This is a genomic window from Sinorhizobium fredii NGR234, from assembly GCF_000018545.1.
Classification (GTDB): domain Bacteria; phylum Pseudomonadota; class Alphaproteobacteria; order Rhizobiales; family Rhizobiaceae; genus Sinorhizobium; species Sinorhizobium fredii_A.
Map to the genome: position 1 here is coordinate 332,358 of NC_000914.2, position 12,679 is coordinate 345,036.

The following is a 12,679-nucleotide window of genomic DNA, read 5'->3' on the forward strand; positions in this document are numbered from 1 at the left end:
TCTGAGCCCGCACGCCGCCCAGGCTTATACTGCGCTTCATAGAATTTGAGGACGGGACGAAAACTCAGCCTGCCACCAAAATTGCCACTCAATTTCGTAATCCCGAGCGGTAAATTTCATTGGCGATACGCCTTCTCGGGCATAAATTTTCCCGACCGGGAAATTTCACTCGACAGGGCGGCCGATATGATGCTACTTTCCCGAGCGGGAAAACAAAAAAATGGCGAAGCGCATCAAAACTCCAGCCGATATCGGCGCTCTAGTCCGCATCGTGCGCAAGGAGCAAAACTTGCGGCAGGATGAGCTTGCGGGCGTTGCCGGCGTTGGCCTCCGGTTCATTGTCGATCTCGAAGCGGGCAAACCGACAGCTCAGATAGGAAAAGTGTTGCAGGTTTTGCAAACACTCGGCTGTTCGATCGATATTCTGGCTCCTGGTGAACGTAGAAAATGACGGTAAGGGTTCTCAACGTCTGGTGGGATGGTCGCATTGTCGGGCAATTCACCCAGGACAGGCACGGTGATATCGGCTTTGCCTACAGCGAAGCTTGGCTCGACGACGAAAACACGCTTCCGCTGTCTGCCTCCCTCCCGAAGCGCGCAGAACCTTTTTCTCGTCGTGAATGCCGACCATTTTTCGGCGGCCTGTTGCCCGAGGAAAGCCAGCGTCTTGTGACAGCGCAGGCATTGGGCGTTTCACCTGCGAACGACTTTGCGCTCCTTGATCGCTTGGGCGGCGACGTCGCCGGCGCACTTCAGCTTTTGCCGGAAGATCAGGAGCCCATAGAGGCAGGGCCGCTTCCAGACCAGCAGCCGACACCTCTGGATGAGGCCGGAATCGTTCGGATACTGGACGCACTTCCGACGCGGCCGCTATTGGCCGGCCAGGAAGGCTTGAGGCTATCGCTAGCCGGCGCGCAGTCCAAGGTGCCGCTTGTTTTGATTGACGGCGAGCTCGCGCTTCCAGTTTCCGGACAAGCAACAACACATATTCTGAAACCACCAATCGCGCGCTTTCCAGGGACAACCGAAAACGAAGCATTCGTGATGAGACTCGCTGCAGCGATCGGCCTCGACGTTGCACCAGTCGAACCGAGGTCTGCGAATGGGCGCCCTTTTCTTGTGGTCGAGCGATACGATCGCTATCGCGATGCCGACGGTGTGGTTCACCGCATCCACCAGGAAGACTTTTGCCAAGCACTTGGTGTGCCGCCTGAAACGAAATACGCCAGCGAGGGCGGGCCGACATTCAAGGACTGCTTTGAGCTGTTGCGGCGAGTATCAGCGCGGCCCGCTACAGATGTGTTGAAGCTGCTGGACGCCGCGATCTTCAACCTGGTTGTCGGAAATGCCGATGCCCACGGCAAGAATTTCTCGATCCTCTACGACGATCAGGGACCGAAAATGGCCCCGCTGTACGATCTGCTTTCTACGGTCGCCTATCCAGACCTTTCACCGAAAATGGCCATGAGGATCGGGAAACGGGTCACGCTTGCCGAGATGGACGCTGATGGGTGGCAGACTTTTGCAAAGGAAGCTGGAGTTGGCTTACCTTTGGTGCGCCGCCGAATTACAAACTTGGTCGACTCCACCGCTGAAGCCGTAGCGAGAGTATTGGAAGACACCTCAGACCTCTACATCGATTCAGCTAGGATAAATCACTTTGCGGACTCGGTTGCAGGGCGCGCCAAACTCGTCAGGTTGTCGATTTAGCCGCTGTCTTCCACGTCTGGATCGGGCACAAGAATAGGCCATGGCTTTCCGGAGGCGAGATCGGGATGCCGCGGCTCAGTGGTCTTTTTTCCGCTGCAAGACGCCGATGTTGAAGGAAGGTAAATCAACTATAATCATGAATGCGTGACGATGAGGGCCGTGCCATTGCCAGGATCGCGGTTCGAAGTTGATCAAGTCCGAATTCCTCTTTGAGCTGCTGATGGGCCTGTTAGCAACTCCGTCAGGACTTGATTGTGGCAGCTAACGTGCGCAGGTCTGCCTTGGCGGGTAGGTGAGCAACATAGTATTTCTTCTCCCCCCGCGTCCGACGCTCGCCGATAAGTCAGGCTTCGACGCGGAGATGCTGCAAGAACATAGGCGACGTGTCGTACCGGACACAAGGAGTAACACTTGTTGGCCGGAGGTGTTGATGCCGTGGAGAAGAGTGTTCGGTGATGAAGGAACGTCTTCGTTTTCGCAGAAGCGTTTAATGCCAGCAGCGGCGTGACTACGCCGCCTCGCGCAGCTTGACAGGAGCGCGCTGACCAACAAGTGCGCCGGCAAGAGCTGCATCGTCGTCAGAATGCGGCCAAGGCTCCCTAACATCATGCGGCGGCCCACCGATCTGGGCCGACCGCCTCCTTGCGCCATACTCAAAACGGGATCAACGGTGGGAGTCCTCCCGCAACAGGGTCATGTGGTGCGGGCTGTTGCGTCCCGCCGAAATTGCGCTGGGCGCCATGGCCGCAGGACAGCCGCTCAAGCCGCTCCCCAAATTCTATCGGTCCAAGATGAGCCCTCAGTCGGTCCTGAAGTGCCTGCCGATCGGCGACGAGGTTGTCGAGGTGCAGCGGCTCGTGCGCTGGTCGTGGTCCTTGCGCCAATATGCTAACCAGCGCACGCGTGCCGTCCACCACGAACACGCCGCAATCATAATTGTTCCGCATCTGGGCCATGCGGGGTGACTTCAGGGGGGCGCCCGGCGATCCACGGCGTCGAAGATTTGGCTTAACGGAATACGGTCTCGATGCGTACCTTCCTGGTGATCACGCCCGGCAATTCGAAACGCACTACATCGACCGGCAGGCCCACCAGGACCACGGCACGCGCCCGGCCGCACCAGATCGAGGAGCCCCTCGAAGCCATTCGCGCTGCCGCTTGCCTCAAAGACCCCGTCGGCGCTCCAGCGTTCGGTCGCGAAGTCGATAGCGGGGGCAAAGGTGGTTTCATTGATGTTCAGTAGGCAGAGATCGAAATGTCAGGACTGGGCAGGAGCGCAGCGTGGACACGCTTGACTATTCGCTGAGCAGGCGTGGGAAACTTGCAAGCGAGCGCTGATTCACGCACCTTCCGATCGGCTCAACGATTAAGACGCCGGTGGCGGAGGCCTCATCACTCCAAACTGCTCGGCACAATCCGAATCCTGTCCGGTGTCCGATCCGAATGGCGTCCGGCTTCAATCGGATTCCGTGCTAACGCCGAGTCGCCAGCCAATCCACTAGGCTTTATTGCGGATATAGCAGCGGAGCCGGAAAATCGAGCACATTGTTCGTATAGCTTTCGACCACGGCACTAAAAGGCGTGCCATCTTGCAACTTTAGCACCGCATGATGTTCGAGAAGGAATGGCGGTGGAATCAAGGGCCCTGAGCTCGACACTGGTAATTCGGCTGACATGTCCCAGCCTTCCGGAAGAGGGGACCAAAGCAGTCTGGCCGTTAGGTTGGTTCGGGTGAAGTTCAAGGATCGAACGGCTCGACCAAACGAGATATCAGTCGTATTCAGCACCTCGTTCATCTCCGCTGTCAATCTTGCGGGTACATACCAGTTGTCTGCTTCCGAAAGGATGCGATCACCGCATGCTAGGCGGACATGGCGATAGACGATCGGCTCGTTAGGCCCGACGTGCAGCAATTTACGAATATGAACGTTAGCTGGCTTGTCGTGTCCCTGTACATGTTTTGCTACGATCTTCGAACCGGGTGGTGCAAGTCTATGCGCTTCACACCAGCGATCGAGCGTGAGCGTCGCACTGGCATTGCTGAGGAGATTCGCGTTTAGAGTCTGAAGAACCGCAAGGGCTTCCACTCGTGACAAGGGGGTTCCCGGCCACTGCTGCTGGGAGGACAGGTCTTCCGCCGTCAAAGGCCGCACGCTGACGATGGCGGCCATGACGGTGAAGGTGACGAGCCGATTGAACGTGGAAAATGAAAAAACCATGGAAATGAAACTCCTTTACTGCAGACTTACGAACTTCGTGGCCTTTTTTTCTGAGCTTTTGCAGGCAAGCCAGCCGTTCGTCGCGCAAAGCAGCGACATGCGCGATTGCGCCGCCTGCGGCCGCGCGCTTCGGATCGATCTCGATGATCGGAATTCCCGCGCATCACATCCTTGGCCTACAAAAGGGCAAATTCGCAGTGGTTCGGCGGATCGTCATAGACCGATGGCCTGAAAGTGAGTTCGACAATCAGACCACCTCTAACAGCGGCTCGCAATAGACATTCGCCCTTGCCTCCAGTTGAAGTCAACTCTCTATACCGGCGTTCGGAAGATTGCCAAAACGGTTGTGTGGATAGCAAAGATCCACTGCGTAGATGAATGCGTTTCAAAGTCGGGTATCGTTGACTGACGTACGGTTCCGGCGAAACGGTGTCTTTTAACGGATCATCAGCGGGACGAAAGTCCACCGGTTATCGAGAGTACATCCGGAGGCGACGGAAGCGCCGCGGACATTGCACGGAGTCGGCGATCTTTTGCACCTGTCACTCTGGATTTTCCAGGGAACAGAGGGCGACGTGACCCGCCTTCAGGGTCTGCATAGAGACCGTTTACAATTGGGGACGCGCCCGACGGGTGGTGCCTGCGTCTCCCTCTCCGGCAGTAATGGTCTATTAGAAACGGTAGGTCACGCCTGCGCCGATCAACCACGGATCGATTTTTGCCTTGCCGCTCAGGGGGCCGAGAACGTCATGATCAGCCTTCCATTCGGTTTCGAGGAAGATTTTCTTCACATCGAAGTTCACGCCCCAATGCTCGTCGACCATGTAGTCGAAACCGACCTGCAGCGCAGCGCCCACATGATTGTCGACGTCGAGGTCATGGAACCCCGCCTTTTCGCTCTGGTTGTAGAACAGCGAGTAGTTGATCCCCGCGCCGAGATAGGGCTTGAAGGCGCCGAAGTCGGTGAAATGGTACTGCAGCGTAAGCGTCGGTGGCAGCAGCCAGGCCTTCCCGACCGGAACCCCGACCGCGCCAACTTCCTTGATGTTGGCATAGGTCGTGCCAAGGATAAGTTCAGCGGCGATATTGTCGGTGAAGAAGTAGCTGATGTCGAGTTCCGGGATCAACGAGTCCGAATAGGAAAGGTCCGAGCCAGGCACGCCGTTGATTGAGCCACTGTCCTCAGTGAGGACGCCCAGACCGCGCACGCGGATCTGCCAGGGACTTAGCCCGGCCGCTACACCCTCTGTCGCCGGGGCAACAGGCGGTGATGTCAGCTCCGCCGCGGCTGCCCCGCATGCGAAGAAAGCCGCACCCAGTGCCGCGGTACATCTCAGATACCGTGCATCATTCCTGCTCATCTGACCTCTCCTTGAACCAGCATAAGTTGGATCGGAACCAATCGTTGCAAGGCGAACGGTAGACTGTGCGCAGCGGCGGCATATTGATCGAGATCAACCGTAGTCAGGAAGAAACGCTTTATCGCGCGGAGAGGGCAATGTGTCGCACGGAGGCTTTCGGCTGGAAGCTGAGATTTGGCTCACGTTGAAGTACAGACAGGCTGGACGAAGCTGGCCTCAATGACCGCGCTTCCCGGCCGCCTTCAACGCCCGACGCCTGATGCCGGCGCCCGATCAAGGAGTCGCGCCGTCACGCACTTTGCAAGGCAGTGGCCGGGCCATCAGTTGGAAATACGTGTAACGGCCAATCAACCACCACTCCCGCCTGGCCTATTTCTAAAATCTTTCCCGACGAGACGCGGCGGGCACTGAAATGTCGCAACTGCGACACGCTTGTCGCCTCCGGATGACTCTAAGACAGAGGCTATTACAGGAGTGCGGCCATCCGCCACCTTCCACAAATCGCTCATGTCGGTGACCGTGTCCGTGGCAGCCTGCCAGACCCACAAGCTCGGCATTTACAAGCTCGGCTGCCGTGCGCTTCTGGGCGAGGCCTTCGGTGCACGGCATACTCGCCTACTATGCAGTACATCCGGCCGCCCTCACCTATCGCCCCGCCAACGCCTCCTTCGCGGAAGGCGTCATGCCGAGCCCTTTGCCATCGGCATGCAACCGGCCGGACAGGCGGGTATCGTGCGGGGCGTAGTCGCCGCAATCCATCGGAGCGATTTGCATCTTGGTGGCGCTAGCGGCCCTTGCCGGCGGCTGGATTTGCACTATCTGCGCGTTGCCGCTAACACGGCGACCCGTTCGCTATTCCTGTGAAGTGCGCGACACAATGTTCGGCCAGGCGCGCGACGCCGCACTCTCCAGCGCAAGCCGTTGAACTGTAGCGGAACTGTTCTTCCGAGCTCCTTCCTGGCAGTTGGCACGTTTCTTGAACATCGCGGACCATCCTCTCGGGAACTGCCAAGCTATCCCCCCGAGATCGAACGTCGCAGCCTTTTCGGAGGTGCGGGATCCATGACGGCGGACGCGGATCGACGCTCGCCCACTGGGATGCTGCGTCTGGCTGGAGTCCAAAAATGCGCTGAGCGCTTTTTGTTCAGTGTGAGGGAGACATGGAACTTACGATTCTCGTACTGGTTTTTTTCGGCGCTGTAGCCCTTGCCGCTATTCAGCCTTGCGCAGGTGAAAGGCGTGTCTAGCCTCTTTGGAGCGAAGCTCCAAACTGGGTTCCCGAACGGCACCAACGGCGGATTTGGCTGGTCGTGACAGTCGTGCTGCAGAGATCAACGGCAACGGCCTTGGTGGCCGCATCTTTCGTCGAGCGTGAACTGGTCAAGCCGCGCATGGCGAAATTGTGCTGCTCGGCGCCAATACCGGGACCGCGGTCACTGCCTGGATTGTCGCGACCGGCAGTCGAATGGCTGTCGCCGTTGGTGATCCTCGCCGCAATCGTTCTTTATCGCCGCGTCGAGGTTCGCAGAAAGGGAGAAACAATGGTAGGAGCCACATCTGGAACGCTTGTGCGATGGTCGCGCCTACAGCCTTCAGACGAGTTCGTTGCATCTCGACATGCTGCGCGATCTTATGCGCATCAACGCTCACATCGTCTCCTTCGAACACCCAATCCTCGACGGGATGCTAATCGGAATCGGGCTGAGTGATGCCGGCTGACAGTACGAACCGTTCCGCTTTATCCAAGCTGATGAAGGTGTAAGGTCATGGCTCAATACGCCGCTGCCTGTGTGAGGCCGAATCCGGGAGCAGAGAACGATGTTCAGGTTCTGCTCATCACCAGCCGAGACAGTCGCCGCTGGGTCATTCCCAAAGGCTGGAGTATGCCCAGGAAAAAGCCCCACGAGATTGCCCGACAAGAAGCCTGGGAAGAAGCCGGAGTTCGGGGCCAGGTGAAAAGGAAACCTCTCGGATACTACACCTATGTCAAAAAACTGAAGGGATCAGGAATAGCGCCCGCTCTCGTCCAAGTTCACTTGCTAAATGTCTCGGAGCTCAAACGAGACTATCCGGAGAGGGGGCAACGCGAACTTCATTGGTTCTCGCCAGAGGAAGCAGCCGGCGCAGTAGACGAACCGGAACTCAAGTCGCTTCTTCGAGGGATCCGGAAGTTTTCCAAATAGGCGATGAAGGGCGCGCCCGCAGGATGTGCGTACCGTTAGAGAGCACCAAACAATGCCCGATTTTTGTTGATAACCTTCGTCGCTGGCTTCGTCTCATGACCGGCGGGCGTGCCTTGTAGGTGCAGCGTGGCACTTGCATCTGCTGCGGTGGATTGCCGACATTGCCGTCGCTCGGATCATTTGGCGCGCCTCTCTGCGGTCTCTAAGACCTCTGGCCCACCATGACGGCACAATGATCCAGTGAGACTTCATACTGGCACTTCTATCGAGGTCGTTCGGCGGAGGCGAGCACATGGCCGGCGCACCGCCCTGCTAACCAGTTGCTGGCCCTAGGCGGTCGCCACGCGTCGATCGGGGCGAACTGTTTGAAGTAAACCCATCGCTCTCAACGGATAGACAGTCGGTTTGCCAGCTGCGAAGTAGAGAAGATCCCGCTCGCACCTTGACAATAGTCACAAACGTGAGCCAGCACGCGAAAGTCGGCTGGCATCAAGGCTTTGACTCGGGTGGGATCGAGCTGAAGCACCTCCATCCGCATGAGCAAAAGATAGGGGACTCCCGGGTCACTCCCCGCCGGAGGTGGATCAAATCCTGACGCGGTGGCTTGCGGTGTCGCCTTCGCCGGATCGCTCGGCGTAACAGCATTTTTTAGCGCCCGAACAAGAACTGCATCGAACCGGGACCGCCAATTGCGATGATGTGCCATGGCGTTCCTCCTTGCGCCAGCTCTTCGCATATCAACCTCGTACTTTTAACCTTCATTTGATCTGGCGCAATTCCCGTCACTTTTTCGATTCGAGATGCGTTCTTTCGACATGCGCCCGCTATTTGGCCCCGTCGGCTCGAAGCTGTGATTTTGGCCAAGTTGAAGAACGATTGGTGAACGTCAGGGTTTGGCCTGAGCTTTGAGCAGCATGGCAACGTTGTCAGCGGTGAACTTGAAGCCCCTGTGATCGGGAATACGCTCGACGGATATAGGGTATTTCGGCCGGCGCGGATCAATGCCGGTGATCCGGAAGCGTTCGCCGCCAGCGATAAACTCGCGTTCGAAGTCAGCAGCCTCCAGACCGTACTGTTCGGCCAACACGGCGAACATCTCCCTATCCAGATTGAGGGGCTTGCCATCTGGCGCGGGAATGCTGATGCGGAATGCAGGTTCGAACGAGAAGCCAGGCTCCAGGCCGCGCCACCCGGCGCTTTCGATGACCAGGCCGTGATCTGAAGCGATCTGCCTGCAAGCCTCAAGCATGCGGGCCTGGATTTGCTCGCAGGTGGCGGATGTCAAACGGGCGATGCGGATGGCCTTGCTCATTCGAAAACACCTTTGCGCACCTGATAGACCGTGCCGCGCGATATGCCGAGATCGCGAGCGATCTTGCTGGGGCCTTGGCCCTGTTGCAGCCGAAGCAGGATTTCTGCGCGGTCAATCTTCGGGGGGCGGCCTTTGTAGATGCCACGTTTCCTGGCAGCGGCAATACCCTCAGCCTGCCGCTCGCGCCGCAGGTTGGTTTCGAACCCCGCGAAGACGCCGAGCATGTCGAAGAACGCCTTCCCGGCGGCTGTGGAGGTATCGGCGGGTTGCTCAGTGGCAACCAGATGCGCGCCCTTGGCCTTGAGCCGGTCGACGATCACCTGAAGATCGCGCAGAGATCTGGCCAGCCGGTCGATACGGGTGATGACAAAGGTTTCGCCGGCATGGATGAAGTCGAGAATGGTCATCAGTTGCGGCCGACCTTCGAGCGATGCACCGCTTTTCTGCTCCTCGCGGATGACCTCGCAGCCGGCGTTCCTGAGCGCGGCGATTTGCGCCGCAAGGTTCTGGTCTGTTGTAAATGTCCGGGCATATCCGATACGAGCCATGTCCTATACCATGCAAACTGTTCAATTTGCGTGTGCCATCGCGTCGATTTGTTCGATATCTCAGTCGGGACCCAAAATAAATAGGAATCCACAGCCTCGAACTGTTCATTGGCGAAGTTCACGATGGGTATACGCAAAATACTCACCACGGAGATCCACCGCCTGCGTCCAGTGTGGTCATAGCGATATCTTTCATAAGCGGGATGTCCTGTAGAGGATGCTTGTGCATCACGGCGAAGGCTGCGGCTGCCAGTGCTTTTGACATTCGCTCCTTCTTAGCCGATTTGAGAATGATCGCGGTTTGCAGAAATCGCCTCGCCCAAATGTCTCGCCGGCCTTCGAGAAAGGCCCAGATCCTTTTTTCAACAGTCCGCACTGAGCGAGATCCCTGGATGATGCCGCGTGTTTCTCCTGTGTCTTCAAACCAGCTGTCGGTGAACGGGACGAGCGCATCCAGTGCGGACGCATTGCGGAGCATCCGATTCAGCTCTGCCGCTGTCGCATTCTGGATTTCCTTTTGCGGATCGACGTGTTCCAGCAAAGCCTGCAGATCCCTTTCCTGGGGCCGCAATTGGCTCAGGCTGCAAGCCTCTATGACGTCAATGAAGCCTGGCGCTGGTGGGTGGCCGTTTTTCATCCCATCCGCCAGAGCCGCCTCCAGCAGCAGTTCGGCAGTCATTCGATCTATTTTGACGCTGTTTGCTTCCTGGCGGGCATAAGAGACGATGTTGGTTGCTTCGCTCTTTGAACGGCAACGAATGACAAAGGCATCCTTGATGCCGTATCCGGTCTTTAACAGGATCATCGCGACAAATGTCCGGGCTTGTAGTTTTCCGACAATCGTCAGGCCTTGTGCTCCAACACCGTCAGCGGTGGTCGCCATGATGTCGCTGACAATCGGCTCCGCTCTGTTTTGATTGGAAGCATCTGCAAGACCTTGTCGCCGAGACAGCTTGCCGATGTCATCGATAGCCGCCCGGGCGGCACTCGCCGGCAACCAGCCACGAATAATCGGCAAATAGGATGCAGTTTCAGGCTGCAGCTCCCCGCGCATGAGCCTTTCTCGTAGGCCGTCAGCCACGGCCTCCCGGGTCAATGCTGCACCAGACACCAGCCAATACAGCGCGCAGCGTTCCAAAAAGGGATTATCGAGGCTCATAAGATGATGAATAAACCCAGCTTTGGCCCCCTCCGGCATTCCTGCCGTCATCTCATCCAGGCCACTGAAGAACTCATACGCGCCGCCGCCTTCAGCCTCAACCTCTGCCGCTAAAACGGCAAGCACGCCACCAAGATCCGGCATCGCGATCTCATCGGCGGCACCTTCCCCCTCCGGATCAAGCATCAGTATGTCTGGCACGGGCAGACCGGCACGCCGATACAAGCCAGCGATTTTCAAGCGGTGAAGCGGTTCGAAAGCGTCGGCGGCAATGCGAGCTCTGATCGCCTTCTCCGCATTTTCCAGGAAGGCCTTTCCATATGGGCTGTCATTCTCGATGCCCATTCGGGCCTCATCCAGCAGCAACCCGAACAAGGTTGCCGCGTCCGGATGATCGTCCATGGACTGCATAACCTCAGCAACAATGGCGTCGCAGGCCATGCCATCGGCCAAGAGATCATGCTTTGCTCTCTCGAACCAAAATTGGAACTGTGCCGACGACAACCCGTGCTGGTAGAGAACATTCAGGCATGCTTCAGCAATCTTGACCATTATCGTCTCCAAAAATTATGCCGCAAGCTGATCAAAGTCGATCCGACTATTCAAGTCGAGATCGAAACGGCCATAAGGATTGACGTGACTATAGATGAGGGGCGTGAGGCCGCGATAGTCTTCCGGTGCCATCCGGCCGGCCCATTTCGGTTCCGCCAGCATGGTCTGAAGCATGCGTGTGTTCACGTAGACCAGTGAAGCTTGCAGCAGGTGCAAAGCCAGGGCGGAGATTTCCTGTTCGACCCGGTTGGTGGCAATCTCGCCGCCCTTGCCGAAGAACACAAAGCCATTCGCGCTGTTCCAGTTCTCGACGACATTCAGCCCCTCGTGGATTTCTCGACGGAACGATTCCTGGCGAAGATAGCGGCACAGGAATATCGTCTTGACCGCGCGGCCGAGCTCGCTCAACGCTTTGTAGGTGGGATGCATCACCTCGGCGCGGGCAAACCGCCGCAGGATGGCCTCCGGGTCCGCCGTTCTGGTCTGCATGGCGGCGGTGTATTTGACCATCTCGTCATATTGCTGCTCGATCTCTTCCCAGCTGATCACGCTGGAAAGGATCGGCAGGAGGTTCGGTAGCCGCGTCCGCATGCCTGCATCCGGAAGCGCGAGCTTCTGCCGGGCGATTGCCTTCAGGCGTGGGGCGAGCTCAAAGCCGAGAAGTCGGCAAAAGGCGAAGCCGACGGCGCTTTGGCTGTGGCTATCGACGTACTGACGCTGGACTTCCATGTCGGTGCAATGGCGCAGCACGCCGTCGATCATCGCGGCAACCTCCGAGGACGAGCATCGCTTGAGCTGCGAATAGACGCAGGTTGCCCGCCGTTCGACATGCCAATAGATCATCACACCCCGGCCTCCGTAGCGGGCATGCCATTCCGTCATCAGATTGCGGTCCCATGCGCCGAACTTCGTCGAATCGGAGGCGCATGCCGTCCCCGCATCACCCCAGACGTCCGCATTGCGGATCGACAGTGTCGCGTTTGGAAGATAACATCGCAGACCCGCCCCGCCGGTTCGTCGATCGAGGCGATGGCGATGTTGCTCGGGGTATCGTCATCAAATCCAAGCTACTCGGCCAGGTATGAGAGACCATCGGCAGGGATTGCGCTGCGATCCTGTACGAGAAAGCCGTAAGTCATGAAAAACTTCAGCTGCGCCGCCAGCCCAAGGCGCGCCGATACCGGCTTGCCGGTTACAAATTCTATATCGGAAAAACTCAGGCTCCAGCGGCTGCACGAAGCCCACGGCCCAGCAGCCAGTTCAGCCGTCAGCTTCTCGAAAGCTAATTCAGTTAACTTGGAGAACGTAGCGATCCAAATACGCAGATCTGCGAACGTCACCACGCCAACGAATTGGGACTGCCTATTTGATGATATCAACCCTTTGGATGGTCCAGATTTCGCCATTCTGCACCATGCCGTTGCAGCAGGCGCGTCAGCGAACTTTTGAGCCGCATCTTAGCGGACTGCATCACGGTGAGGCCGTGCAAGTTTAATGCCGGAAGATCATGAATGCGGTTAGTCGGTTGCATGCGATCGCGACTCCTTAATCCGTTTTCGCGGATGAATTTTTTTGAAGAGCCAGATCGGGTAAACACGTATCACAGGAGCTTGCATATGGGTGGTTGCATTTCCC

At 57.6% G+C, this 12,679-nt stretch carries 13 protein-coding genes and 3 pseudogenes; 6 read left to right on the forward strand and 10 right to left on the reverse strand.

Features of this window, described 5'->3' with window-relative positions; all coding sequences use genetic code 11:
- Nucleotides 1-220 precede the first annotated feature (220 nt).
- Together NGR_RS31185 and NGR_RS31190 are read left to right on the forward strand one after the other, a co-directional pair.
- Nucleotides 221-451 (forward strand): type II toxin-antitoxin system Y4mF family antitoxin, encoded by a 231-nt coding sequence (locus NGR_RS31185; protein ID WP_010875278.1) that lies wholly within the window; start codon nucleotides 221-223, stop codon nucleotides 449-451.
- Nucleotides 448-1,710 (forward strand): type II toxin-antitoxin system HipA family toxin, encoded by a 1,263-nt coding sequence (locus tag NGR_RS31190; protein ID WP_010875279.1) that lies wholly within the window; start codon nucleotides 448-450, stop codon nucleotides 1,708-1,710. Before NGR_RS31185 ends, NGR_RS31190 begins: the two co-directional genes overlap by 4 nt.
- Here the strand turns inward: NGR_RS31190 and NGR_RS33905 are convergent.
- Nucleotides 1,707-1,835: a hypothetical protein gene (locus NGR_RS33905; RefSeq protein ID WP_420093033.1), complete on the reverse strand. Its 129-nt coding sequence runs from the start codon at nucleotides 1,833-1,835 to the stop codon at nucleotides 1,707-1,709. The two genes, NGR_RS31190 and NGR_RS33905, sit on opposite strands and share 4 nt — an antisense overlap.
- Nucleotides 1,793-2,053 (reverse strand): annotated as a pseudogene (locus NGR_RS33450) (IS701 family transposase); the annotation flags it as partial. The pseudogene NGR_RS33450 and the gene NGR_RS33905, both read right to left, overlap by 43 nt.
- A gap of 367 nt (nucleotides 2,054-2,420) precedes the next feature.
- Between NGR_RS33450 and NGR_RS31195 the strand changes: the two are divergent.
- Nucleotides 2,421-2,675: a hypothetical protein gene (locus tag NGR_RS31195; RefSeq protein ID WP_165447175.1), complete on the forward strand. Its 255-nt coding sequence runs from the start codon at nucleotides 2,421-2,423 to the stop codon at nucleotides 2,673-2,675.
- A gap of 43 nt (nucleotides 2,676-2,718) precedes the next feature.
- Here NGR_RS31195 and NGR_RS31200 read toward each other — a convergent pair whose 3' ends face one another.
- Complete coding sequence (locus tag NGR_RS31200; RefSeq protein WP_158228604.1) at nucleotides 2,719-2,856, reverse strand: hypothetical protein; 138 nt, start codon at nucleotides 2,854-2,856, stop codon at nucleotides 2,719-2,721.
- A gap of 359 nt (nucleotides 2,857-3,215) precedes the next feature.
- A complete protein-coding gene (locus NGR_RS31205; RefSeq protein ID WP_420093032.1) occupies nucleotides 3,216-3,881 on the reverse strand; it encodes a hypothetical protein in 666 nt (221 codons plus the stop codon).
- 46 nt (nucleotides 3,882-3,927) lie between these two features.
- Between NGR_RS31205 and NGR_RS31210 the strand changes: the two genes are divergently transcribed.
- The gene (locus NGR_RS31210; protein ID WP_164924747.1) at nucleotides 3,928-4,161 is read left to right on the forward strand and encodes a hypothetical protein; all 234 of its coding nucleotides are present in this window, start codon (nucleotides 3,928-3,930) and stop codon (nucleotides 4,159-4,161) included.
- A 439-nt stretch (nucleotides 4,162-4,600) separates the two neighbouring features.
- On the opposite strand, the gene NGR_RS31215 is transcribed toward NGR_RS31210, so the two are convergent.
- On the reverse strand, nucleotides 4,601-5,290 hold the full coding sequence (locus NGR_RS31215) for an OmpW/AlkL family protein (protein WP_010875282.1): 690 nt from the start codon (nucleotides 5,288-5,290) through the stop codon (nucleotides 4,601-4,603).
- Between the two features lie 1,160 nt (nucleotides 5,291-6,450).
- Between NGR_RS31215 and NGR_RS33460 the strand changes: the two are divergent.
- Together NGR_RS33460 and NGR_RS31225 are read left to right on the forward strand one after the other, a co-directional pair.
- Nucleotides 6,451-6,825 (forward strand): annotated as a pseudogene (locus NGR_RS33460) (Na/Pi cotransporter family protein); the annotation flags it as partial.
- A gap of 231 nt (nucleotides 6,826-7,056) precedes the next feature.
- Entirely contained in the window at nucleotides 7,057-7,473 is a 417-nt protein-coding gene (locus tag NGR_RS31225) for an NUDIX hydrolase (RefSeq protein ID WP_164924748.1), read from the forward strand.
- 886 nt (nucleotides 7,474-8,359) lie between these two features.
- Here the strand turns inward: NGR_RS31225 and NGR_RS31230 are convergent.
- From NGR_RS31230 to NGR_RS31250, 5 genes and pseudogenes are all read right to left on the reverse strand, one after another.
- Nucleotides 8,360-8,785 carry a hypothetical protein gene (locus NGR_RS31230; protein WP_010875283.1) on the reverse strand — a complete coding sequence of 142 codons (426 nt, stop codon included), beginning with the start codon at nucleotides 8,783-8,785 and terminating at the stop codon, nucleotides 8,360-8,362.
- Nucleotides 8,782-9,333 carry a recombinase family protein gene (locus NGR_RS31235; RefSeq protein WP_010875284.1) on the reverse strand — a complete coding sequence of 184 codons (552 nt, stop codon included), beginning with the start codon at nucleotides 9,331-9,333 and terminating at the stop codon, nucleotides 8,782-8,784. The genes NGR_RS31230 and NGR_RS31235 overlap by 4 nt, the downstream gene beginning before the upstream one ends.
- Nucleotides 9,334-9,475: 142 nt before the next feature.
- Complete coding sequence (locus tag NGR_RS31240; protein WP_010875285.1) at nucleotides 9,476-11,044, reverse strand: hypothetical protein; 1,569 nt, start codon at nucleotides 11,042-11,044, stop codon at nucleotides 9,476-9,478.
- Between the two features lie 15 nt (nucleotides 11,045-11,059).
- Nucleotides 11,060-12,034 (reverse strand): annotated as a pseudogene (locus tag NGR_RS31245) (transposase); the annotation flags it as partial.
- 77 nt (nucleotides 12,035-12,111) lie between these two features.
- Nucleotides 12,112-12,450: a DUF4158 domain-containing protein gene (locus tag NGR_RS31250; protein WP_164924749.1), complete on the reverse strand. Its 339-nt coding sequence runs from the start codon at nucleotides 12,448-12,450 to the stop codon at nucleotides 12,112-12,114.
- Nucleotides 12,451-12,679: the final 229 nt, after the last annotated feature.

Coding starts and splice junctions, on each gene's coding strand:
- NGR_RS31205 (WP_420093032.1), bottom strand. CDS start 3,881: ATGGCCGCCATCGTCAGCGTGCGGCCTTTGACGGCGGAAGACCTGTCC.
- NGR_RS31240 (WP_010875285.1), bottom strand. CDS start 11,044: ATGGTCAAGATTGCTGAAGCATGCCTGAATGTTCTCTACCAGCACGGG.
- NGR_RS31210 (WP_164924747.1), top strand. CDS start 3,928: ATGGAAATGAAACTCCTTTACTGCAGACTTACGAACTTCGTGGCCTTT.
- NGR_RS31225 (WP_164924748.1), top strand. CDS start 7,057: ATGGCTCAATACGCCGCTGCCTGTGTGAGGCCGAATCCGGGAGCAGAG.
- NGR_RS31185 (WP_010875278.1), top strand. CDS start 221: ATGGCGAAGCGCATCAAAACTCCAGCCGATATCGGCGCTCTAGTCCGC.
- NGR_RS31200 (WP_158228604.1), bottom strand. CDS start 2,856: ATGGCTTCGAGGGGCTCCTCGATCTGGTGCGGCCGGGCGCGTGCCGTG.
- NGR_RS31215 (WP_010875282.1), bottom strand. CDS start 5,290: ATGAGCAGGAATGATGCACGGTATCTGAGATGTACCGCGGCACTGGGT.
- NGR_RS31230 (WP_010875283.1), bottom strand. CDS start 8,785: ATGAGCAAGGCCATCCGCATCGCCCGTTTGACATCCGCCACCTGCGAG.
- NGR_RS31190 (WP_010875279.1), top strand. CDS start 448: ATGACGGTAAGGGTTCTCAACGTCTGGTGGGATGGTCGCATTGTCGGG.
- NGR_RS31235 (WP_010875284.1), bottom strand. CDS start 9,333: ATGGCTCGTATCGGATATGCCCGGACATTTACAACAGACCAGAACCTT.
- NGR_RS31250 (WP_164924749.1), bottom strand. CDS start 12,450: ATGGCGAAATCTGGACCATCCAAAGGGTTGATATCATCAAATAGGCAG.